At 44.5% G+C, this 24,283-nt stretch carries 21 protein-coding genes; 20 read left to right on the top strand and 1 reads right to left on the bottom strand.

Annotation, left to right across the window (positions count from 1 at the left end; translation table 11 throughout):
* Positions 1–16 precede the first annotated feature (16 nt).
* From PBAL39_RS14095 to PBAL39_RS14060, 9 genes are all read left to right on the top strand, one after another.
* On the top strand, positions 17–2,317 hold the full coding sequence (locus PBAL39_RS14095; protein WP_008242569.1) for a Gldg family protein: 2,301 nt from the start codon (positions 17–19) through the stop codon (positions 2,315–2,317).
* Between the two features lie 36 nt (positions 2,318–2,353).
* Complete coding sequence (locus tag PBAL39_RS14090; RefSeq protein ID WP_008242567.1) at positions 2,354–3,694, top strand: DNA mismatch repair protein; 1,341 nt, start codon at positions 2,354–2,356, stop codon at positions 3,692–3,694.
* Between the two features lie 2 nt (positions 3,695–3,696).
* Positions 3,697–5,019 (top strand): mismatch repair-like protein, encoded by a 1,323-nt coding sequence (locus tag PBAL39_RS14085; protein ID WP_008242565.1) that lies wholly within the window; start codon positions 3,697–3,699, stop codon positions 5,017–5,019.
* The gene (locus tag PBAL39_RS14080) at positions 4,991–5,182 is read left to right on the top strand and encodes a hypothetical protein (protein WP_008242563.1); all 192 of its coding nucleotides are present in this window, start codon (positions 4,991–4,993) and stop codon (positions 5,180–5,182) included. Before PBAL39_RS14085 ends, PBAL39_RS14080 begins: the two co-directional genes overlap by 29 nt.
* Positions 5,175–7,706 carry a zinc-dependent metalloprotease gene (locus PBAL39_RS14075; RefSeq protein WP_008242562.1) on the top strand — a complete coding sequence of 844 codons (2,532 nt, stop codon included), beginning with the start codon at positions 5,175–5,177 and terminating at the stop codon, positions 7,704–7,706. Before PBAL39_RS14080 ends, PBAL39_RS14075 begins: the two co-directional genes overlap by 8 nt.
* A gap of 175 nt (positions 7,707–7,881) precedes the next feature.
* Positions 7,882–10,323 (top strand): TonB-dependent receptor, encoded by a 2,442-nt coding sequence (locus tag PBAL39_RS14070; protein WP_039866650.1) that lies wholly within the window; start codon positions 7,882–7,884, stop codon positions 10,321–10,323.
* Positions 10,323–11,705, top strand: coding sequence for a PepSY domain-containing protein (locus tag PBAL39_RS14065; protein WP_008242560.1), 1,383 nt, complete (start codon positions 10,323–10,325; stop codon positions 11,703–11,705). The genes PBAL39_RS14070 and PBAL39_RS14065 overlap by 1 nt, the downstream gene beginning before the upstream one ends.
* A gap of 16 nt (positions 11,706–11,721) precedes the next feature.
* A complete protein-coding gene (locus tag PBAL39_RS25390) occupies positions 11,722–12,012 on the top strand; it encodes a hypothetical protein (protein ID WP_157274030.1) in 291 nt (96 codons plus the stop codon).
* A gap of 57 nt (positions 12,013–12,069) precedes the next feature.
* Positions 12,070–12,582, top strand: coding sequence for a DUF2911 domain-containing protein (locus PBAL39_RS14060; RefSeq protein WP_008242558.1), 513 nt, complete (start codon positions 12,070–12,072; stop codon positions 12,580–12,582).
* Between the two features lie 270 nt (positions 12,583–12,852).
* Here the strand turns inward: PBAL39_RS14060 and PBAL39_RS14055 are convergent, their stop codons facing one another.
* Complete coding sequence (locus PBAL39_RS14055) at positions 12,853–13,680, bottom strand: S9 family peptidase (protein WP_008242557.1); 828 nt, start codon at positions 13,678–13,680, stop codon at positions 12,853–12,855.
* A gap of 173 nt (positions 13,681–13,853) precedes the next feature.
* Between PBAL39_RS14055 and hemA the strand changes: the two genes are divergently transcribed.
* The 11 genes from hemA to PBAL39_RS14000 all read left to right on the top strand — a co-directional run bounded on the left by hemA (position 13,854) and on the right by PBAL39_RS14000 (position 24,276).
* Positions 13,854–15,080: a glutamyl-tRNA reductase gene (gene hemA / locus PBAL39_RS14050; RefSeq protein WP_008242556.1), complete on the top strand. Its 1,227-nt coding sequence runs from the start codon at positions 13,854–13,856 to the stop codon at positions 15,078–15,080.
* Positions 15,081–15,104: 24 nt separating this feature from the next.
* Positions 15,105–16,685 carry a hydroxymethylbilane synthase gene (gene hemC, locus PBAL39_RS14045; RefSeq protein ID WP_008242542.1) on the top strand — a complete coding sequence of 527 codons (1,581 nt, stop codon included), beginning with the start codon at positions 15,105–15,107 and terminating at the stop codon, positions 16,683–16,685.
* A gap of 10 nt (positions 16,686–16,695) precedes the next feature.
* Positions 16,696–17,664 (top strand): porphobilinogen synthase, encoded by a 969-nt coding sequence (gene hemB / locus PBAL39_RS14040; RefSeq protein ID WP_039866645.1) that lies wholly within the window; start codon positions 16,696–16,698, stop codon positions 17,662–17,664.
* A gap of 35 nt (positions 17,665–17,699) precedes the next feature.
* The gene (gene hemL / locus PBAL39_RS14035; protein ID WP_050784347.1) at positions 17,700–19,073 is read left to right on the top strand and encodes a glutamate-1-semialdehyde 2,1-aminomutase; all 1,374 of its coding nucleotides are present in this window, start codon (positions 17,700–17,702) and stop codon (positions 19,071–19,073) included.
* A 36-nt stretch (positions 19,074–19,109) separates the two neighbouring features.
* Entirely contained in the window at positions 19,110–19,976 is an 867-nt protein-coding gene (locus tag PBAL39_RS14030) for a sensor histidine kinase KdpD (protein ID WP_008242539.1), read from the top strand.
* Positions 19,977–19,981: 5 nt separating this feature from the next.
* On the top strand, positions 19,982–20,686 hold the full coding sequence (locus tag PBAL39_RS14025; RefSeq protein ID WP_008242538.1) for a response regulator transcription factor: 705 nt from the start codon (positions 19,982–19,984) through the stop codon (positions 20,684–20,686).
* Positions 20,686–21,210, top strand: coding sequence for a hypothetical protein (locus tag PBAL39_RS14020; protein ID WP_008242537.1), 525 nt, complete (start codon positions 20,686–20,688; stop codon positions 21,208–21,210). The genes PBAL39_RS14025 and PBAL39_RS14020 overlap by 1 nt, the downstream gene beginning before the upstream one ends.
* Positions 21,211–21,306: 96 nt before the next feature.
* The gene (gene hemE / locus PBAL39_RS14015; protein WP_008242536.1) at positions 21,307–22,329 is read left to right on the top strand and encodes a uroporphyrinogen decarboxylase; all 1,023 of its coding nucleotides are present in this window, start codon (positions 21,307–21,309) and stop codon (positions 22,327–22,329) included.
* A 4-nt stretch (positions 22,330–22,333) separates the two neighbouring features.
* Entirely contained in the window at positions 22,334–22,879 is a 546-nt protein-coding gene (hemJ, locus tag PBAL39_RS14010) for a protoporphyrinogen oxidase HemJ (RefSeq protein ID WP_008242535.1), read from the top strand.
* A 79-nt stretch (positions 22,880–22,958) separates the two neighbouring features.
* Entirely contained in the window at positions 22,959–23,525 is a 567-nt protein-coding gene (locus PBAL39_RS14005; protein ID WP_039866642.1) for an RNA polymerase sigma factor, read from the top strand.
* Entirely contained in the window at positions 23,506–24,276 is a 771-nt protein-coding gene (locus PBAL39_RS14000) for a hypothetical protein (protein ID WP_008242533.1), read from the top strand. Before PBAL39_RS14005 ends, PBAL39_RS14000 begins: the two co-directional genes overlap by 20 nt.
* The last annotated feature ends 7 nt before the right edge of the window (positions 24,277–24,283 follow it).

The following is a 24,283-nucleotide window of genomic DNA, read 5'->3' as shown; positions in this document are numbered from 1 at the left end:
CTGATAACTTATTATAATGAAAACAATATTTAAAATAGCGAAGACTGAGCTCCAGGTGTTATTCTATGCACCGGTAGCCTGGTTGATCCTGATTATCTTTACCTTCCAGTTAGGAATGATGTTTACAGGAAATTTTGAGTTCCTGGTAAAGATCAACCTGACGATGAAACAGCCATTGAGAGACGTAACCATGAATGCTTTTGCAAGTGCTTTCGCTGGTTTGTTTGTCAAGGTGCAGTCTTACTTATACCTGTACATCCCATTGCTGACCATGAGCATCATGAGTCGTGAGCTGGGCAGTGGTTCTATCAAACTCTTATATTCCTCCCCAATCAGCAACAGACAGATTATCCTGGGTAAATATGTAGCCCTGATGGCTTTCGGCCTTGTGATGATCGGAATCTTGTCTGTATTCTGCCTGTTTACTGCTTTTACAGTAGTAAACGCAGATATACCTTATATGCTAACAGGACTTCTGGGACTATACCTGTTACTTTGCGCATATGCCGCCATCGGCCTCTTTATGTCGTCATTGACGACATACAACGTGGTTGCAGCATTGGGTACCCTTTGTATTTTCGGTCTGCTGGCTTATGTGAAAGGCGTTGGTCAGGATATGGAATTTGTGCGTGACATTACTTACTGGCTGGCAATTACTGGTCGGAGTGGCACTTTTGTAGCAGGGATGATCACCTCTGAGGATGTATTGTACTTCCTGATTGTCATTGCGTTATTCCTGGGATTCACCATCATCAAATTACATTCAGGAAGACAGAAAAATACCTGGACTGCAGTTACGGGACGTTATGCTTCGGTCTTTATCGTAGCCATGCTGCTTGGATACCTGAGCTCAAAACCAGCATTGAAGTTTTACTATGACGCCACAAGATCCAAAGTAAATACGCTGACAAAAAGCAGTCAGGACATTATGGCCAAGCTGGATGGTGGTTTTACCATTACCACTTACAGCAATATGCTGGATCCTACCGCATATACGGCCCTGCCAATGAACTATAAAAATGATGTCAACTCTTTTGAGCAATACATCCGGTTCAAACCAGAAATCAAGATGGTATACAAATACTATTCTGAGCCTACGGAAAATCCTATGCTTGACCGCATGTACCCTAAATTGAGCCCTCAGAAAAGACTGGATACCCTGATGAAACTAAACGACTGGAACTTTAAAGTCAGTCCTTACAGTGAAATCAAAAAAGAAATAGACCTAAAAGATGAAGGATACCGTTTTGTACGTGTGCTGGAGCGTGAGAATGGTCAGAAGACCTTCCTGCGCATCTATGATGACATGCGGCGTTTGCCATCAGAAGCGGAAATCTCAGCAGCCATCAAACGTCTGGTGATGAAACTTCCTGTGGTCGGATTCTTAAAAGGTCACGGTGAGCGCGACAGCAATGGCGAGGCGGATAGAGGATATAAGACCATTTCCCGCCTTAAGACCTTCCGTTATTCTCTGATCAATCAGGGCTTTGACTTTGAAGAGGTAACACTGGCGCAGCCTGTTCCCGAAACCATCAAAATTCTGGTCGTTGCGGAGCCTAAGGACGCTTATACCGCAGCGGAGCAGGCCAACCTGAATCAGTATATCGCCCGTGGCGGCAATCTGGTCATTGCAGGAGAACCTGGAAGACAAGAGCAGATGAATGCCATTACCGCCAGTCTTGGGGTGAAATTTATGCCTGGGCGACTAGTGAAACCAGCGGTTAAGTTTCAATCAGATCTGATGCTGATGAAACCTACTAAAGAAGGAAGGGCGTTTTCTTATCATTTGGCAGACATGATCAAAATGGGAGGTGTGCTGACGATGCCTTCTGCAAGTGGTCTGGAGTATACGAAAGATAAGGGCTTTAATATCCTTCCGCTATTCAGCAGCGATTCTACAGGTAGCTGGAACGAATTGGAAACTACCAATTTTGTGGACGACAGTGTCCGTGTGAACCCTACAGCTGGAGAAGTGGAAAAAGCTTACCCTACAGTGCTGGCGCTATCCAGAAAAGTCAATGGCAAAGAACAGAAAATCCTTGTGACCGGAGATGCCGACTGGCTGAGCAATGGTGAGCTGGGCATGCAACGTAATGATGTACAGGCTTCCAACTATTCATTGATAGTAAGTAGTTTTTACTGGTTGTCGGATGGTGAAGTGCCTATTGACATGCGTAGAGACGAGCCGACCGACAATGCGTTGAAACACCTGACCGTTGGCCTTTGGTCCTTCTTTGGCTTTTTCCTGAAATGGGGATTGCCACTGATCCTCGCGGCAGCGAGTCTGATCATCTGGATCCGCAGAAGAGGCAGATAGTGTTTGGCTTAACCAATATCTAATTAAACAACATTTATGAGTTTCTCAGTTGATAAACAAACATTAGACGACCTCAATATATTCAATAAAAAAGCGCGTGAGTCTGTTTTTGGCCTCTTTAACCGCACGCGTACCCGCGGCGGTGCAGAAATTCTTGAACAGATGTTCCGGTATCCTTTGTCGGATGCCGGAGCAATTAACCAGCGCAGTAACATCATTCGTTTTTTTAAAGCGGGAGACATCGCTTTCCCCTTTAAAGAAGAGTGGTTCGACCAGGCAGATCATTATTTGAGCAATGCTGATGAACGCAGCAGGCTTTCCGGTGATGAAAATAAGATCAGTCGTAAGCTGAATAGTCTGATTGGTGCAGATACTGCATACCAGCAGGCGGTGCAAGGTGTTGGGGCCATCCTTGACATCATCAACGCTTTTCACCGCTTCCTGGAAGCAATGCGTCAGGTGCCTGGCGACAACCCCTATGAGGAAGAGGTAAGGGCCATTGAACTGATCCTCCATGACGAGGAACTGCAGCAACTGGTTAAGCAGGCGGCCTCGGGCAAGCCAAATTATGAACAGATTGCGGCACATGATAAAATCCTGCGTTTTCAAAAGAAAGATCAACTTCAAAAGCTCTTGTTTTTTGCGCATCATGTAGATGTATACTGCGCAGTTGCAAAGGTTGCCAGGGAGCATCAGTTTGTATTCCCCCGGGCATTGTCTGAAGGGGTTGTCATGAAAATGGAGGGTTTATACCATCCACTTGTAGAAAATGCGATTGGCAATGACCTGATGGTTACTCCGGATAGCAACATGATTTTCCTGACCGGTGCAAACATGGCCGGTAAGTCAACATTTATGAAGTCCCTCGGGATAGCCGTTTTTCTTGCCCATGCAGGATTCCCGGTGCCGGCAGCCAGGATGGAATTTCCGGTAATGGATGGCTTGTTCAGCACCATCAACCTGCCGGATAACCTGAGTATGGGCTATAGCCACTTTTATGCGGAAGTGCTCCGGGTAAAAAAGGTGGCTGAACAACTGGCACAAAAGAAAAAACTGTTCGTCATCTTTGATGAGCTTTTCCGTGGTACCAATGTGAAGGATGCCTATGAAGCCACGGTGGCCCTAGCGGCAGCTTTTGCAAGAAAACGTGATTGTGTATTCGTGATCTCCACACACATCATCGAGGCAGGAGAAGAGCTGAAATCCAAATGCGACAACATACAGTTTACCTATTTGCCTACTTTGATGGAAGGCAGCAAGCCTGTTTATACTTATAAACTGAGACAGGGAATCACGTCCGACAGACATGGAATGATCATCATCAACAATGAAGGCATTATTGATATTTTGAAAAATAAAAAGACCAGAGCCAAATAGCTATGCCATTTATAACAGATAAACAAACGCTGGACGATCTGAACGTACTGGGAAAATATAAGAACAACTCTGTATTCAACCTCTTTAACAGGACAAAAACAGCTGGTGCGGAACGATTGCTGGAACAGATGTTTCAGCATCCACTGACAGATATGAAGCTCATTAATGAACGCAGTGATGTAATCCGCTATTTCCAGGGAAAACGACTTGTGTTTCCGCTGGATGTGCAGCTGCTTCAAACCGCAGAGCAGTACCTCGCTGGGGCTGCAGGTTCAAATATGCTGATGACTACAGTGCAGACGGGCAGGAGAAAAGCATTGAAATTACTTGGCTTGACGGTGGAACATACCCTGGTGACAAATGGGCTTTCGGCAACGATACAGGTGCTGGCGGACATCAGGACTTTTGTATCCAGGTTGTTGTCGGAAGATCCTGACGGGCCCTTTGCTGCCGAACTGAACATGGCTGCAGAAAGTTTCAATAGCGGTAAGCTGGACTGGTTGCCGGCAGCGAAAGCGAAAGTTACATTGTCATTTTTTGAAACTTCACGTTATGATTACCTGCTCAGGGTGGCGTTAAGGAATGAGATGGAAATCATCATGAAACTGGTGCACCTGACAGACCTTTACATCTCAGTTTCTTCAGTAGCACAGGAAAAATCCTTTGCCTATGCGGAGGCTGTTGAGGAAACACAAGACCTGCTGGACATCAACGAAGGTTTTCATCCATGTCTCAATAAAGCGGTTCCAAACTCCGTGAAGATGGATGGCAATGAAAACGTAATCTTCCTAACGGGAGCCAACATGGCGGGGAAATCCACCTTTATGAAATCTTACGGACTTTGTATCTACCTGGCACACATGGGTTTTCCGGTTCCCGCAAAGTCGATGGTATTCTCTGTAAAAGAAGGTATGTATACGTCAATCAATGTTCCGGACGATATCAACATGGGCTACAGCCATTTTTATGCGGAAGTGTTGCGGGTAAAAAAGATTGCGGAAGAAGTGAGCGCTCCAAAGAATCTCTACATCATCTTCGATGAGTTGTTCAAGGGGACCAATGTGAAGGATGCCTACGATGCCACACTGGCCGTATCAGAGGTCTTTGCCACACACCGCAACTGTTTCTTCATCATCTCCACACACATTGTAGAGGTGGGGGAAGCGCTGGCACAACGCTGTGACAACATCCGGTTTACCTATATGCCTACTGAAATGCGGGGCAAGGTGCCGGTTTATACCTACCGGGCGAAGGAAGGCATCAGCAGCGACAGGCATGGGATGATGATCATCGAAAATGAAAAAATCCTCGAGATCATCGGTTAAGGATGCTGCGGTAGTCATGAATAATGTGGTAGCCATGAATAATGTGGTAGCCATCAATATTGCTGTTCTCATCGATGTAACTGCAGCGAAAGGCTGGCGGAATAATAAACATTCCGCCATTAATAAAACACACAAACAAACCAATATTATAAATTATGTTTAATCAGAAATCACTATTATTTTATAGTGTAATCAGTGTAGGTACGCTGATTTCGGGATGTGCATTGTTTCAAAAGAAACAAGCTCCTGTAAAAACAGTGGCAGTAGATCCGGCTAAGAAAAAAGCCGACAGTCTGCAGAAGGCTTCCGGGTTGAAACCTTACAGCGAAATTATTTCAAAAGGCACAAAGACAAAAAAGGGCTATTTCACGGTGCATCAGAAAGATGCGAAATATTATTTCGAAGTTCCAAATGCCATCCTGGGACGCGACATCCTGATTGTAAGCCGGGTGTCTAAAGCCTCCGCAGAGATGCGCAACGGCAACAACGGATATGCCGGCGACCAGCTTGGCGAGACGGTTTATCGTTTTGAAAAAGGACCGGAGAAAAAATTGTTCTTGAGGAGGATTTCTTTCGCTGAGTATGCGAAGGACAGCACAACTACAATGTATGCGAGTGTACAGAAAAACAATGTGAGTGCCATTGTAGGTGCTTTCCCTGTGTTGACCATGCCTAAAGATTCCTCCGCGGTCGTGGTTGATGCTACAGATTTTTTGAACAGCGACAATGATGTGCTGTACTTTCAGGCGAAGGGCAGCAAAGACAGGGCTGGAATGGGTGGTCAGCAGAACGATAAGAGTTACATAGATTACATCCATGCTTACCCGACAAATGTGGAGATCCATGCGGTGAAGACATATTCTGCCGGAAGAAACCCGACAAATTCAAGTTATACCGTGGAGTTAAACTCTTCGATGGTATTGTTGCCGTTAAAACCGATGAAGGCCCGGCTGGAAGACCAGCGTGTGGGTTATTTTTCTACTTCGTTTGTAGATTTCGATGCGGATCCTCAGGGCGTAGCGAGGACTACGTATGTGAAACGCTGGAAGCTGGAGCCTAAACCGGAAGATGTAGATCGTTATAAACGTGGCGAGCTGGTAGAACCTGCAAAGCAAATTGTTTTTTATATTGATCCGGTAACGCCAAAACAATGGGTGCCTTACCTGATCAAAGGGGTGAACGACTGGCAGGAAGCTTTTGAGGCTGCGGGCTTCAAAAATGCAATTGTTGCCAAAGAAGCACCAACAGCTGCTCAGGACAGCACCTGGAGCATTGATGATGCCAGTCATTCTGCCATCATCTACAGGCCTTCCGCTATTGCAAACGCAATGGGACCAAGCGTGGCTGACCCACGAAGTGGAGAGATCATCGAAAGCCATATTTTCTGGTACCACAATGTAATGTCGCTGCTGCAGCGTTGGTACATGGTACAGGCTGCGGCAGTGGATCCAAGGGCGAGAAAACCTGAGTTTGATAAGGAACTGATGGGCAACCTGATTCGTTTTGTTTCTTCTCACGAGGTTGGACATACCCTGGGTTTGTTGCATAACTTTGGTTCCAGCTCAACCGTTCCGGTAGAGAAACTGAGGGACAAGGCTTGGGTGGAAGCTCATGGACATACGCCTTCTATTATGGATTACGCACGTTTCAACTATGTTGCGCAGCCTGAAGATGGGATCTCTGAAAAAGGATTGTTCCCAAGAATTGGCGACTATGACAAATGGGCGATCAAATGGGCATACACCTGGCATCCGGAGTTTGCTACTCCTGAGGAGGAGCAAAAAGCGCTGGTAAAGGTGGTGACAGATTCCCTTAAAAAGAACCACCGTCTGTGGTTTGGCAATGAAGCGGAACCATTTGATCCAAGGTCGCAGAATGAAGACCTTGGAGACGATGCGGTGAAAGCAAGTACCTACGGGATCAAAAACCTGAAACGAATGGTTCCTCAAATTGAACAATGGATGAGCATTCCTGGTGAAGGTCAGGAGCGTCTGTTCAAAGCTTATGATGGCATCTGGAACCAGTACGAACTTTACCTGGGACACGTGACCAAAAACATCGGCGGCAACTATCATACGCCACGTGTAAACGGGGAGGCAGGATTGATTTCTGAGCCCGCACCGTATGCCAAACAGAAAAGTGCCGTGCAGTTCCTGAACGACCAGATATTCAGCACGCCTTCCTGGCTCAATAAAAAGGACATGTTGAGTAAGATCAATGTGAACTTCCCATTTGAGCTGAATGCCCTTCAGCAGACCAGTATCGATGCAGTCATTACCCGCAACAGGCTGAGTAGAATGCTGACCAGCGAACATACAGATCCAGGAAAAATTTATACGGTATCTGAGCTATTTAATGATCTGAACAAAGGCATCTTCAAAGAAATATATGCGGGTAAAAATGTAGATTTCTACAGACGCAATATGCAGAAATTGTATGTGTACAGATTACTAGTGCAAGGTTTTTATACCAACGACATGAGCAGTATTACTGGTCCAAATACGTATCACTTTACCGTTACCGACCTGAATTCCATCATAAGAGAACAGCTTAGGATACAACAGAGCCTGTTTAAACAAGCTTTAAAACGTCCGGGACTTGATAAGTGGACGAAGATCCATCTTAAAGAGATGGATATGATGATTAGTCAGAAATTTGCCGGAGAAAATAGCGGATTGCTGAAATAAAGTCGACAATCCAGCATATCGCAGAGATTGTCACATAAAATCATGCTGAAAAAAGAGCTTCTGGAGTTTAAAATTCCAGAAGCTCTTTTTTATTTAGAATAATTCTATAAATAAGTCTAGGAATTTAGAGTACTGTTATTACTTTTGCAGCTATTCATAATTAATCTAAATAGCGATGTTTTATTTCCGATGCCTTATAGTGGCAGTGGTGATGCTGGTAGGGCATACCGCTTCCGCTCAATTGACCCTTCGTGGTAAGATTACCGATAGTCACAATGTCCCTGTTCCCGGAGCTACGGTCAAATTAGTAGAAACAACCCAGATCATTATAACTGATCGAGAAGGGGTGTTTCTTATCCCTGACCTGAAGGCGGGTACGTACAATTTTATAGTTTCCTATATTGGTTTTGAAACCAAGCGTGTGAAGTTTGCTTTTGATGCTGAAAATGACCTGTTGAATATCGTTCTGGCGGATCAGCAGAATGCTTTACAAAGTGTGGAGGTCGTGGGCAGAAAGGAGCAGTCCTATAAAAATACAAGATCTTTTTCCGGCACAAAAACGGAAACTTTGCTAAAGCATGTTCCACAGTCGGTCAGTTATGTTACTAAGGAAGTTATTGATGACCAGCAGGCCTTCAGAGCGGGCGACATCATTAAAAATGTCAGCGGCGCGTCGACCTTCTCTTATTATAACAATGACATCACGCTCAGGGGATTCAGGACAAGTACAGCCCTGATCAACGGACTACGCACAGCTACAGAAGGCTGGAGTCAGCCGATACTGGCGAATGTGGAACGCGTCGAGGTGATCAAGGGTCCTGCATCAGCACTTTTCGCCAATACTGATCCCGGAGGTACCGTGAATACAGTTACAAAAAAACCGCTGGATGAAAACCGTAAGGCGATCAATTTTGCGACGGGCAGTTACAATACTTATCGGGTAAGCTCAGATTTTACGGGACCGATGAATGATTCTAAAACACTGCTGTATCGTTTAAATCTTGCCTACCAGAATGCAGAGTCGTTCCGGGTGCTGCAAGGGGGTGAAGACTTCATGATTGCTCCGTCGTTTTCATTTATTCCGGATGATAAGACAAAGGTCAATTTCGACTTTGTATACTCAAAATCCAAGAGCAGGCTGGATCGTGGACAGCCCATCTTCGGTGCAACTGCTGGAACAGACCTGAATTCCACACCTACATCATTTGCAATAGGCAAAAGAAATGATTTCCTGCATGAGCTCAATCTTTTTGTAACCGCCTCTTTGCAGCGTAAAATTTCCGATCATGTCAGCTTCAATGCTTCTTATATGAAGTTTATGTATGATGAGGACCTATTGGAGCACCGGACTTCTAACAGGTATGCTGTGGATGAGCTGGGTGCATCGATTCCTACATTAATGGAAATGCAGACCATCCGCAGACAGGGGAAGAATTATAATGACAACATCACCATGTATGTGGTTTCGGATTTCAAAACGGGCCCATTGGAGCATACCCTGTTAACAGGATATGATTACCTGCAGAACCAGACACCCGTAGGAAACTCTTCCTATAATGCAAGGGGATATCTCAGTGCGGACCGGAGCACAAGTATTGCTACTTATGTTCCCGGCTCGTCGTCGCGGTATTATATTGTAAATGGCCGTCCCGTACCAAATGTGCCGCATTTTGACCTTGTCAATCCTGATTACTCATTTTCTGACATCTCAAACTACATTAATGTGTCTTCACAGACCGCGCCGACAAAGTACTATGTGAATGGGATTTATATCCAGGATCAGATCAAATGGGGCAAATTGCGTGCATTGCTGGCCCTGAGACAGGAATATTATACAGACATTCAGAATGTCAATACGCCAACCAGTAAAAAGATTGAGCAGAAGGCCTTGATTCCGAGAGTAGGTCTTGTATACAGTCCTGTTGACGAGGTAAACTTATATGGAACCTATACAGAAGGCTATCAGCCGCAAACGGCAGGAACGATAGGTGACCCGGCCCGGTTTGGTGGTCCTTTTGATCCGCTGATCAGCAATATGATCGAGTTTGGTGCTAAAACTGAGTGGTTCCAGAACCGCTTATCATTGAACCTCGCAGTATACCGTATCGAACAGAATAACATTCTGATCAATGCAAATGATCAGGGTAATCCAGAGCTGCTGCGTCAGGTAGGACAGCAACAATCGAAAGGTTTTGAACTGGATGTGAATGGTATGGTGATGCAGAACCTGAGTCTGACAGCAAACTTTGCTTACAGCGAAGCGACAATTACCGAAAGTGCAGATCCTACAGAGATAGGTACGCTGCTTCCCAATGCGCCAAAGATCCAGGGTGGTTTTTGGGCTAAATATAATTTTATCATTCCTGAGCTGAAGGGTATTGGAGTGGGAGCAGGTGTCAACTACACCGGCAAGAGAAATACGCTAAGTAAAATCCTGACGCTTCCGGAATACACCATTGTGAACACTGCGCTGTATTACAATGTAGACAAGTTCAAATTGTCTGCAAACCTGAACAACATCTTTGATAAAACGCACTGGGTTGGAGGTTACGACTTTAACCGGTTGTTCCCGGGAACACCGAGAAACTTTATGGTAGGTATAGGGTACACGTTTTAATGTCAGCGGTTAAGCAGCAAAAACCGGCCGGTAAGAAAGGCAATAAGCAGCTCCTGTGGACAATACACCATTGGGCAGGACTTTATGCAGGTGTACTGATTGCCGTAATTTGCTTCACGGGGGCAGTGGCGGTCTTTATTCCGGAGATCAGCGTGCTGATTCAGAGAAGTAAATATCCAGTCTCTACTGTTCCGGCCCCGGTGCCTGTCTTCAGCAAATCGCTGGAGATCCTTAAAGAAAAGTACCCTGACATGAAAGGGTTGTTGATTACCCTTCCAAAAACTGCAGGTCAACCTGCAGTTTTTGATTTTAGTGTGAAGGAGGCAAAGCCAGAGAAGGCCCAACAGAAAAAAAGTGACAAAAAGAAGAAAGCTCCCTCAAAGCGATATACTTTTTTTGTCGATAGTAATAAAGACCTGATTCTTGGAAGTAGCATCCAACAGAATTCTTTTGCGAATTATCTGCGTCAGATTCATGTCCGCCTTTATGAGGGGGTATGGGGAAGACAACTCGTCGGTTTGGGTGGCATTGCTTTGCTGGTGGTCACGGTTACCGGCCTGTTTATCTATGCTGATTTCATGAAAAAGCAACCTTATCCAAAGATCAGGAACGGCAAGGGGCTGAGGATAGGGATGGCCGACTGGCACAAAATCCTTGGCATCAGTGCGCTGACATTTAACTTTGTCATTGCCGCGACAGGTGCCTGGCTGGGATTACAACCACTTCTGATCAGATGGTTTAAAATTGAAACACCCAATGTTTTTGAACCGGCCATAAGAAGTACAGCAGCCGCGGATCTCAAAAAAACGGTATCCTGGGAAGAAGTTTTCGCGGTGATGCACACGACATTTCCTGATCTCCAGGCAGAGTACATCAGGAGCTCCGATGATGGCAGCGAAACCATTACTATTGCTGGAAATATTGAAGGACAGATCTATGAACGGAGCATCAACACTTTGATCTTGGCTAAAGAAGGTCTGGCTCCTGTATTTAAATACGACATCAGAGAACAGCCCTTTAGTCATAGGTTTTATTTTGTACAGGAAGCCCTGCATTTTGGTGATTACGGCGGACTGGCATTGAAAGTTTTGTACACGCTATTTGGGCTTACCTCAAGCTTCTTGTCTATTAGTGGATTTGTAGTCTATTTCTACCGTACAGAAAAGAAAATGAAGCGGAACTGGAGCCCACTGAAAATCACTTTTATATACGGTGTTGTATTCTTGCTTTTGCTTGGGACTATTGCAATGGTCAGTACGCTTGCCGGGTATACCCTCGCTGCAAAAATAGCCGGTTACGTGGTGAACGGCTTATTTTTCGGTTACCTGTTGCTACGCTTAGCCCGCTACCTCCACCAGAAGCTGAAAAAAGAACCTATTTAAACTGAAATTATGCGCTATGCCAAAAAACATTAAAACAGCCACAGGTAAACATCCGCAACAATCGATTCGGGATTTCGGATTGATTCAACACAACCTCATTCCCTGGTCGCTGGTAACAATGAATATCGTCTTAGCCCATCTGATTTATTGGGCTGCGATGAAGGCATTCGATCTTCACTTATTATCCATATCGATATTGGCGGTACTGATGGTGACAGGGATTATCCTCCGGAATAAATATCTGATGATCGCTTCAAATTCCGGGTACTGGATTTTTCTGATTTTCAGTCTCTTTTTTGTTGCATAAAACGCAGTCATCCTTAGAATATTTTGATGACCTTAGTAGGCAAAAAAGAACAAAACCATGAAAAAACTAATTGCACTAACGCTTTTTGTAAGCTTATTTACCGCAGTAACCGTTTCCGCTCAGGATAAAAGCAAACGCCCAAGTCCTCCGGCATTGGTCAAAGAAACCACCAAATCTGGTACAACCATCACCATTGATTACAGTCAGCCTTCATTGAAAGGCCGTAAAGTAGGGGGAGAAGTTGCTCCTTTTGGAAAAGTTTGGCGTACAGGTGCCAACGAAGCTACCATCTTTGAAATTGATAAAGCCGTGAAAGTTGAGGGCAAAGCCCTTGCTGCAGGAAAATACAGCCTGTACACTATTCCTGGTGAAAAAGAATGGACAGTGATCTTCAACAGCACTTGGAAACAACCTGGCACACAGTATAACGAGTCAACAGATGTACTTCGTGTAACCGTTAAGCCTGGTAAAGCAGCTGCGGAAACTGAGAAAATGACTTTCACGATTGATAAATCAGGCAAAGTTTCTCTTTTGTGGGGTCAAACGGCTGTTGCTTTCAACGTAAAGTAAGTGTTCGAATATTTACTACCCCAGTAATTTCTCAGCAGGCATCATCACATGAGCTGGTCAATGAGCGGGGTCTGATAGTAAATTAATCAAACAAAAAAAGGACATGTTGCGGAGAGACGTGGAAATGTGTGGGCTTCTTCAGCCCACACATTTCGGTCTCGAAGTAACATGTCCTTTTTTTTGTGAAGTAAAATTTCACCCTTTTTCACGCTGCTTCACGATATTCAACATAAACAACTTAACGGCATTGCAGTTCATCCACCTGGCCTGTCATGATTCCTGCTCGAGAAAAGCAAGCGTCTTCTCACATACCTGATGCAGGTGAAGCGGCAGCCTTTCTTCCTGATAAGGATGTGAAGCACCATACACATGGTTTGCGCCTTCAATTTTTTGTATCTGGGCGTTCAGCTGTTTCTGCGCCAGTTCTTGAGCTACACTGAACGGCACATTAACATCTTCATCACCGTGTAAGATCAGCCATGGTATCTTTACCCGCTGTGCAGCATTGAGAATATTAAACTTATCCTTGTTGGTCTCAAAGTCTTTCAACAGCGTGCTGTTGAGTGGCATCTTCTCTTTTGTGCGTGCGTTCTCAACAAAAATGTGCCCTTTTTCCCGCCATTCATCAATTTGCTCCGGCTTCCACAGACTTGAAAAGTCTGCTATAGCAGACCAGGTAACAAGTTTATCGATGCGGAAATCATTTGCAGCCTGGATGATGGCTAGTCCGCCGCCCTTGCTATGACCGATCAGGATGGTTTGTGGCGATGCCCAGGTACGTTCCGCGTAAGTGATGACCGTGTCCAGGTCTTCAAACTCTTTACTGGTCGTATTTGCGGCAAATGCCTCCAGGTCGCTGACATCATTGGGCTTCGATTCCGTTACTCCGCTGTAAGACAGGTTAAACTTTACATATCTGTATCCTTTTCTGGCGAAAAATTCTGCAGAAAGGCGGTGGGCACCCCAATCTTTGAAGCCTTTAAAGCCATGAACAAAAATTATCGTGCTGAGGTTGCTGTAGTTATCATCATAAGTAAGGTCGCCAATAATTGGTTTTCCTTCGGGACTGCTCAATTTAAATTCCTCTTTTTGAATCATATGTGTCTAGTGATATGGTGTTTATGCAATATAACAATTAACTCTTCAGGAAGTTTACCTATGTTGATTCTATTTGTAATCTTTCTAAATAGCTCTTAATTACTCCATAATGACAGTGGAATAACGGCTTGTTGTTACTTTTGTTACGCTAAAAATAAACAGAGTTAAACATTTTGGAATATTTAAAAATCATTGCTTTTACGCATAAACACATTGACCTGAAAGCATTGGGTAAATTGGTGATATGTGAGCAGACATTAGACGACCGGTTGAAGAACATTCAATCGGAGTTAGATGTAAAAGAAATATTCTACATCGGCACTTGCAACAGGGTCGAGTTTGTGTTTACTTCTTCCCATCATCTTGACAAAGAATTTATCACTCGTTTTCTTACCGTACTGGACATGGGCCTGCCTATGGAGTACATGGAAAAGTTTGTAGAAAACGTGTCTGTATATGAGCAGCTGGAAGCCTTTAATCATTTGCTGCGTACCTCCTGTTCCCTGGAGAGTCTCGTGGTAGGAGAGAAGGAAATCCTTGCCCAGGTGAGAAGAGCTTATGAGGCATGTCGCGTGGCTGGCTTTACAGCAGACTACATGAGGATGATCATGAACAGGGTGGTGAAAACTGCAAAGGAAGTATATACCCATACCAATATCTCCAAGAACCCTGTTTCGGTAGTATCACTGGCATACCGCAAACTTCGCGATTTAAAGATGTCACAGTCGTCACGATTGCTGATCATTGGCGCTGGAGAGACCAACAGAAATATTGCACAATACCTGAAAAAACACAGATATTCCAACTTCTCCATTTTCAACAGGACACTTGAGGCGGCTGAATCTCTGGCCAAAGAGCTGAATGGTGTAGCCTACCCGCTGTCGGAGCTTGAAAATTATACACAAGGCTTTGATGTGATCATTACCTGTACAGGTGCAACAGAACCTATTTTAACCAAAGAAGTTTATACTAAACTGCTGAATGGCGAAACCGATAAGAAAATTATCGTTGATCTTGCCATTCCAAATGATACCGCTGCTGAGGTTGTATCTTCCTTCCCCATTCATTTTATTGAAGTCGAGTCTCTCAAAGAGATTGCCCGTAAAAATATTCAGGAACGTTATGATGAGCTGGTTCATGCTGAGCACATCATCGACGAAAATATCAAGGAATTTGAACTGGTATTGCGCCAGCGCAAAATTGAAATTGCCATGAGTGGCGTTCCGCAGAAGATCAAGGAAATCAAGCATACCGCAATCAATGCCGTCTTTGCCGACGAAATCAACAGCCTGGATGAAAACTCCCGACTGGTACTGGAAAGAGTGATGAATTACATGGAAAAAAAATGCATCAGTGTTCCAATGGTCATGGCAAAGGAGATATTGGTAAAGAATAGCTAGCTTTGCGGAAAAATTAGCATCAACGTGAAAAGACTTATTATCGGTACAAGGGGCAGCGACCTGGCTTTATGGCAGGCCAATTTCATCAAAGACAGACTTGCAGAAATTGGTGCGGAAGCCGAACTGAAAATTATTAAAACGCAGGGAGACAAGATTTTAAACCTGCGCTTGGATAAACTCGAAGGAAAAGGATTCTTTACCAAAGAACTGGAAGAAGAACTTTTAGGAGGTACCATCGATATAGCCGTACACTCACACAAAGATTTACCAACCACACACCCTGCGGGACTTACCATTGCAGCAGTGACAGAACGCGAAGATCCTTCGGAGTTGCTGCTCATCCTGAAAGATTGTGTGGACATCAAACAGAAACTTTCCCTGAAAACAGGTGCCATGGTGGGTACTTCGTCCAACAGACGCAAGGCACAACTGCTGGCTTTGCGCTCAGACCTGAATATAGAAGACCTTCGTGGAAACGTACCTACACGCATCCAGAAGTTAAGAGACGAGAATTACGATGCGATCGTACTGGCAAAAGCCGGTGTCAACCGCTTAAATATAGATTTGTCGGAATTTCATGTTGAGGTGATCGATCCGACGGAAATTGTTCCTGCTCCTGCACAAGGTGCACTGGCCGTCCAGATCCGTGAAAACGATACGGAGCTGTTCGCCTTGTTACAGCAACTCAACCATCAGGATACCATTGATGAGATCGCTGTGGAACGTAAGGTGCTCAACCTTTTTGAAGGTGGTTGTCACATGCCCCTTGGTTGTTACTGTAAAAAGGAAGAGGGCCTTTATGAGGTCTGGACTTCCAAAGCAGAAACAGATGAGCATTTCCCTGACCGCCTGTTTTTCCGCGTAGAGAGCCTGGAAGGTCTTGCGGAGAAGATTGTAGCCAAATTTGCGCCTGAGCGTAAGAAACCATCAAAAGTTTTCATCTCCAGGGAAATTGGAGAACACAGTTATTTCAGAAAAGCATTAGAAAAAAACAATATCGAGATTGAGGGACGTTCTCTGATCCGCACTTTCCCAATTGTGAATGTGCTGGACCCCTTTTATCTGAAACATATCGACTGGATCTTTTTCAGCAGCCGCAACAGCGTGGAATATTTCTTTAACCTGAAGCCGGTACTGCCGAAAAATGTAAAGTTTGGCGTTGCGGGCAGAGGATCGGAAGATTCTTTACGCAAAGCTGGTCACCTGGCTGATTATGTAGGTGAGGGTGGCGACATCGACGAGGTGGCAGAAGTTTTTGCAGATCTTGTTGCTGGGAAGACCGTTTTGTTCCCGAGGGCACAGGATTCCCTGCTGAGCATCCAGAAAGCCCTGAAACCAGATACAAAGGTGGTAGACCTGCCGATTTATGAGACCGTAATTGAAGAAGATGTAGACCAGACGTATGCTGAAGTCCTCATCTTCACCAGCCCTTCAAATGTCGATGCTTATTTTGTTGAGAACTTATTAGAACCCGGACAGCAGGTCATTGCCATAGGCAATTCGACCGGCAAGAAGTTCGAAGAGATGGGTGTGAAATTTATTCAGCCTTACTCTCCGGATGAAATCGGCCTTGCCGAGGCCGTGTTCGGAATAGACGTAAAATAAAAATAGAGATATGATACACCGTCCGCGTAGATTGAGAAAGAATCCTGTAGTGAGGGAGATGGTAGCTGAAACAAGGTTATCAAAAGACATGTTTATATACCCGTACTTTGTAGTACCGGGGAAAAATGTGGTTCATCCAATTGACGCGATGCCGGGCGTGAGCCACTTTTCTGAGGATACTTTACTGCATGACGTAGAAAAGGGGCTGAAACTTGGTGTCAATAAAATTATGCTTTTTGGTGTGGGTGATGAGAAGAGCGAGAATGCTGCTTCTGCCTACCATGACCATTCTCTGGTACCCTCTGCAGTGCGCTTGTTGAAGAAAAACTTTGGTGACGACTTGTACGTAGTTACTGATGTCTGCGTTTGTTCTTATACCACGCATGGACACTGTGGCATCATGGAGAACGATTATGTACTCAATGATCCTACTGTTGAAGTGATTGCAAAAATGGGATTGACCCATGCTGAAGCGGGAGCGGACATGCTGGCACCATCGGATATGATGGACGGCCGCATCAGCGCGATGCGTAACTTGCTGGATGCCGCAGGTCATGTAAACACAGCGATCATGTCGCACGCCACCAAGTTTGCATCAGCATATTATGGTCCTTTTCGTGAGGCTGCCGATTGTGCGCCAAGCAAGGGCGATCGTAAAGCTTACCAGATGGACTTCAGAAATCCTAACGAGGCCCTGAGAGAGGCGTTGCTGGATGAAAGTGAAGGTGCAGATGTGCTGATGGTGAAACCAGCATTGGCTTATCTGGATGTGATGCACAACCTGAAACAACATGTTGATGTGCCGATCGCCTGTTATAATGTGTCAGGCGAGTACTCAATGGTAAAGGCGGCAGCAGCAAAAGGCTGGATAGATGAACAGAAGGTAGTCATGGAAACCATGCATGCCTTTGCCCGTGCAGGTGCCAGCATCATTACCACTTACCACATTCGCGATATCGTAGAGAATAATTGGATGTAAGGACTGAGTCCTGTATTCGCAATTGATAGAAAAATATGTTAGAATCGTTAAAAAAAATGTTTTCAGGAAATGAAGGGGAACTACCTGTAAATACAGGCAGTAAGCCGGATATCTCCAGAGAGAAGTCTGCTGAGTTGTACGAGAAGGCGAAGAATTACTTTCCAGGGGGTGTAAATTCACCTGTAAGGGCTTTTAAGTCGGTATATGGCACTCCTTTGTTTATTCAAAAAGGGGATGGCTGTTATGTATGGGATGCGGATGGAAATCAATTCATCGACTTTTGCGGTAGCTGGGGTCCATTGATCCTGGGACATAACCATGCGAAGGTACGTGAGAAAGTGACGGAAGTGATGCAGAGCGGAATGAGCTTCGGCGCACCTACGGCATTGGAAAACGAACTTGCTGAGCTGATCATCAAAAACAATAAGTTCGTAGAGAAGATCCGTTTTACCAGCTCCGGCACGGAAGCGGTAATGTCGGCCATCAGATTGGCCAGAGGATACACGGGCAAAGATAAGATCATCAAATTTGAAGGTTGTTATCATGGTCACAGCGACTCGTTGCTGGTAAAAGCCGGTTCTGGTCTGGTGACCTTTGGTGAGACTTCTTCTGCGGGTGTTCCAAAATCTTTTGCTGAGGAAACCATTGTCATTCCTTTGAACGATACGGCAGCCATTACACAGGCTTTTGAACAATTCAAAGATCAGGTAGCAGCGGTAATTATTGAAGGCATTCCTGCCAACAATGGATTGCTGATGCAGGATGCGGAATATGTGAAGTTCCTGGAGGCTGCATGTAAGGAAAATAAGGCTTTACTGATCTTCGATGAGGTGATCACTGGCTTCAGGCTTGGCTTTGAAGGGGCGGCGGCACATTATGGCGTAAAACCTGATATCGTCACTTATGGTAAAATTATCGGCGGGGGCCTTCCTGTAGGGATGTATGGTGCTTCGGCTGAGATCATGGGCCATATTTCTCCGGATGGTGGCGTTTACCAGGCAGGTACATTGTCAGGAAATCCGGTAGCGATGGCTGCAGGAATTGCACAGCTGACAGAGCTGCTACGCTCAGGATTCTACAAAGAGCTGAACAATAAAACTGCGGAATTTGCAGAAAGTATTCAACGTTTTGCTACCGCAAGAAATTACAAACTGAAAGTTTTCTATGTAGGTTCGATTTTCTGGATGGCCTTCACGGATAAAGATAAAATCCAGACTGCGGAGGATATTGATCCTGCCAGCATGGAGAAATTTAAAATGATGCACAGGGAATTGCTCAACAGAGGAATTTACCTGGGGCCTTCTGGTTATGAGGTGGGCTTTGTTTCTGCTGCACATACCAAGATCGAACTTGAAAAGGCAAAAAGAGCAATCTTTGACAGTCTGGACATCGTTTTTAGGAATAAGTAAAATAGACTATATTTATAGCACAAAGCCGCACACACCATGAAAAAATCAATTGTCATATTTTATTTCATGTTATTGTACGCCCTGGTACAACTGATATCATGGGGTACACTCGTGGTGAAGTTACAGCCAGCAAGGATGGCCATGGTGATGGGCGAGGGCTCTGTGTTTCTATTTCTGTTGTGCATAGGAGCATACTTCCTGCACCAGTCGATCAAAAAAGAAGACCGTCTGAGAGAACAACAACAAAACTTCCTGCTGTCGGTAACACACGAACTGAAGTCGCCATTAGCGGCCATCAAGTTGTCATTACAGACCATCATCAAAAGAGATCTGGATAAAGCAAGGCAAACCTCCCTGTTGAACAATTCTCTTAAAGATATCGAACGTCTGGATGACCTGGTGGAGAATATGTTGCTGGCGACAAAAATTGAAAACAGGTCGTATACTTTCCCTAAAGAGGAGTTTGACCTGTCGGAGATGGTAACGAAAATTACCGATCGTCTGCAGATCCATTCCTGCAATTGTGAACAGGTGATCAAACAGCAGATCAAACCTGGTATTAAAATTACCGGTGATCCTTTTACCTTATCGTCTGTAGTCACCAACCTGGTTGAAAATGCTGTCAAATATTCAGGTCCATGTGCAGATATAGGTGTCGAATTGGCGGAAAAAGATGGACATACATTTTTAGCAGTCTATGATAAAGGGCCAGGTATTCCTGATGCAGAAAAAATGTTGATATTTGATAAGTTTTATCGCGTGGGTGATGAAAATGTGAGGAAGTCAAAAGGCACAGGATTGGGCCTGTTTATTGTTAAGGAAGTATTACAGAAGCACGATGCGGATATCAGCGTTAGGGATAACGTACCAAATGGTGCTATTTTTGAAATAACATTTAGTTGATTACTATGCAACAGAAATTAAGAATACTATTGGTTGAAGATGAAGACCATTTATTAGATGCTATAAAATTGAACCTTGAACTTGAAGGATATAAAGTTCATGCTGTAAAAGATGGTAAAACGGCTTTGAAGGTTTTCAAAGAAGAGCGTTTCAACCTCATCATCCTTGATGTCATGCTTCCGGAGATGGATGGCTTCCAGGTATGTGAAACCATCAGACTGGAAAACACCGAAGTGCCTATCCTTTTCCTTACCGCTAAGAATACCAGCGAAGACCGTGTAATGGGTCTTAAAAAAGGTGCTGACGACTACCTGGTGAAACCTTTCAACCTGGAAGAATTGATCCTTAGAGTTGGTATCCTGGTAAAACGTAGCATGAAAGCTGACGATCTTAAAGAAATCAACTCTTATAAAATTGGCGATAAAACCATCTATTTCAACTCTTTTGAGCTGAAACATGATGATGGTGTGATCGTGCCTCTAACGAAGAAAGAAACCATGCTGCTGAAATTGCTGATCGAGCGTAAAAATGAAGCGGTTTCCCGTGAGCAGATTCTGGAGACGGTATGGAACTATGATGTTTATCCGTCTACACGTACCATCGACAATTTCATCCTTACTTTCCGTAAGTATTTTGAACCAGATCAAAAGAATCCTGTTTATTTCCACTCTATCCGTGGTGTAGGTTACAAATTCACTGATACACATTAATGTATAATAATATTGGCAGGTATGCCCTGATGGCGGTCTTTGTGATTGCTGCCGGAGCATGCCTTTTTTATGATCAGATTCAGCTGGCTGTAATGGCCGGTTTTTTCTTTGCCTTCGTGGTTTGGAGTCACTTCAAACACAGCTCCATCTTACTGGCTTCCAAACATTTTAAAAACGGGAACTATGAACGGGCAACGCAATTGCTCGCAGAAGTACCCAATCCGGATCGCCTGGCTAAGAACAGGAGGGGCTATTATGAGTTTATGCGCGCTAACATTGCCTTGAAAAAAGAGGATTACGAAGCTGCAGAATACCATTTTCAGATTGCCAGCCGGTTTCCTTTGGGAGGTAAAAATGATAAAGCTTTTGTGATGATTCACCTTGCCAACCTGGCCTTACGTAAAAAGGACGGGGAGCGCATGAATGCCTATGTGGCGCGTGCACGTGAGCTGGCCAGCACGCCCAAAGCCCAGGAAATTGTAACTAAATTAGAGCAGGAAGCTAAACGCCTGACAAACAAATAATCCGATATTCTGTTAAGAATGTCATTTAACAGATAAGATGATGCCTTATTGTAAGAATAAGGATAATTTTATCCCATTAAAACCACATAAAATTTGATGAACACCTTATTTTTAGACGCTGCATTTTCAAAACAGACAGAGCGCCCGCCAGTATGGATGATGCGCCAGGCAGGCCGCTTTATGCCAGAGTACTGGGAGATAAAAAACAAGTACTCCTTTTTGGAAATGTGTAAAACGCCTGAGATCGCTGCAGATGTAACCATGTTGCCTGTCGACCTGCTCGGTATTGATGCCGCCATCCTTTTTTCTGATATCCTGGTAACAGGTGAAGCAATGGGAGGTGATTTGAGCTTTACACAAGGTGTAGGCCCTAAGTTTGCCAACCCGGTACGTACGGAGAAAGATGTAGACAACCTGAATGTGGATGTGCTGGATAAACTGCAGTATGTTGCTGATGCCATCAAGGTGATCCAACAACGACTGAATGGCAGCATTCCATTGATCGGTTTTGCTGGTGCTCCTTTCACCGTGATGAGTTACCTGGTAGAAGGTGGTTCTTCAAAAGATTTTAAACTGACGAAACTGTTGATGCACAATCAGCCTGAAGTGGCACATCGCCTGCTGGCAAAGATTGCCAAAGTAACTGCCGATTACCTTAACCTGCAGATTGCTGCCGGCGTAAATGCCATCCAGATTTTCGACAGCTGGGCCCTGGCCTTGTCATGGAACGATTATCAGGAATTTTCTCATCGTTACATCCAGGAAATCATTGCCAATCTCAATAGAAAAGATATCCCGGTGATTTCTTTCTGCAAAGGTAGCTCTGTATTCGCGCCGATCATGGCAGAAGCTAACCCTGACGTAATTTCTGTAGACTGGAATGCCGACCTGCTGAACATCAAGAAAAGTCTTCCTGCAGGCATTGCCGTACAGGGAAATTTAGATCCTCATATCCTGTATGCTGATAAACCAGTGATTAAAAAGCACATTCTTCAGTTATTTGAGCGCATGCGTGGAGAAAATGGCTTTATCTTCAACCTTGGTCATGGCATCATGCCGGATATCCCGTTTGATCATGTGAAGTATGCAATAGAAGTCATCAAGGATTTTAAATACTAAGCGGATGGAATACTATTATTACGTGCTCTCTGTTCACATCATTTTCGTGGTGAGCTGGATGGCTGGGTTGTTTTATAGTGTTCGTCTGTTCATCTACCATAGGGAGGCCGAAGACCGGCAGGAACCTGAACGTACCATCCTTCAAAAGGAGTACGAAAAAATGGAATCAAAACTTTGGAACATCATCACTAATCCTGCAATGGTACTTACAGTCCTTGCAGGATTGCTGATGATTTACCTGAACCCCAATTTATTAAACCTTCCCTGGCTGCATGTGAAACTGGCCTTCGTGGTATTGCTGCTGATATATCATTTTATCTGTCAGCGGATCATGAAACAATTGAAGCTCGGGAAGTGTAAATTAAGCTCATTCCAGCTTCGTTTATGGAATGAGGTAGCCACAATCCTTCTGGTGGCCATTGTGTTTACTGTGGTCTTAAAAAGTGCAGTAAACTGGATCTATGGACTGATTGGGTTAATTATCTTTTCTGTTGTCATTATGATTGCCGTAAAATGGTACAAGGCCTACAGGAAGAAGCACAACTGCTAATTCAATATTTTTTTCTTTTTTTCCGTTCTGCATGCAACCTTTTCCGGGGCGCATACATCTTCTATATACCAAACACAAAATGAAGTTGACGTTATATAGTATAGATGAACTCATGGAAGGCTGCAAAGCCGGCAACCGGAAGATGCAGGAGCTGCTTTACAAGCAGACTGCGTCCAAGATGCTGGCAATTTGTATGCGCTATGCAAAGGACAGGATGGAAGCGGAAGATGTCTTGCAGGTGGGGTTCATCAAGATTTTTCAAAAGATAGGAGAGTATCGTGGGGATGGCTCTTTTGAGGGCTGGATGAGAAGGATCATGGTCAATGCATCGATAGAAAGCTACAGGAAAACATTGAGGACCTTAAATGTCGTTCCGATTGATGATGCTTTTGACCAGCCATCAACAGGGTTTGATTTCAGCAGGTTGGGCATGCAGGACCTGATGCGCATCATTCAGAAGTTGGCAGATGGTTATCGCGTAGTCTTTAACATGTACGCCATCGAAGGCTATTCTCACAAGGAGATCGCAGATACACTGGGCATTTCTGAAGGTGCGAGCAAGTCGCAGTTATCAAGGGCCAGGGCAATATTAAAACAAGAAATTATAAAAATGGAGGGCATTGATTATGGGAGCTATACAGGATAAGGAGTTTGATCAGTTATTTAAAGATCAGTTAGAACATGCGGAGGTCAGTCCTTCGGCAGGCTTATGGGATCATATTGCAGCAGAACTGGAGCCTAAGCGCAAGCGTGGTTTACCAGTATTCTGGATGTCTGCGGCTGCGGTTGTAGTCATTGGTGTGATGGTTGCATTGCTGATGCCAAAGAAAGATCCAATTCGTCTGCAGGGATCTGCGGATGAGTTTGCCGCCGCGAGTGCCCTGGACATAAGTACCGCGCCAGTTGATGGTGTTCAAAAAATAGCCGCACCGTCGGTTGTTGGTGTCTCGTCAGCACAACCTAAGGACACTGCTACTTATGAAAGTACGCCATTGGTTATTGCGCCGCGTTTTGTGGCTCAAAATGAGAAAAAAGATGTTCACCGGATGCAACCGATTACTGAGAACAACCGTCCTGTTAATAAAGAGGATCAGTTTGATCCAGGAAAGGTAGATGTAAATAAACAGGTGGCTAAGGTTTCTGAATCCAATGTCAGCGATGTCGTGATGGCCAATGTGGACACAGATGCACCACGATATGGAAATGAGATCAGAGAGTCGGATGTTTCTGAAAGCAGAGGGATCAAGAATGTAGGCGACCTGGTGAACTATGTGGTGGATAAGGTCGACAAACGTGAAAAGAAATTTTTAAAATTTAATACAGATGATGATGACAATTCTTCATTGGTAGCCATCAATATAGGATTCATCAAATTGAACTCAAGAAAACACAAATAAACCAAGG

The organism is Pedobacter sp. BAL39 (genome assembly GCF_000170795.1).
In the GTDB taxonomy this organism is placed as follows: domain Bacteria; phylum Bacteroidota; class Bacteroidia; order Sphingobacteriales; family Sphingobacteriaceae; genus Pedobacter.
Note: the sequence above shows the minus strand (reverse complement) of the source record. Positions and strands in the feature narration are given on the sequence as shown.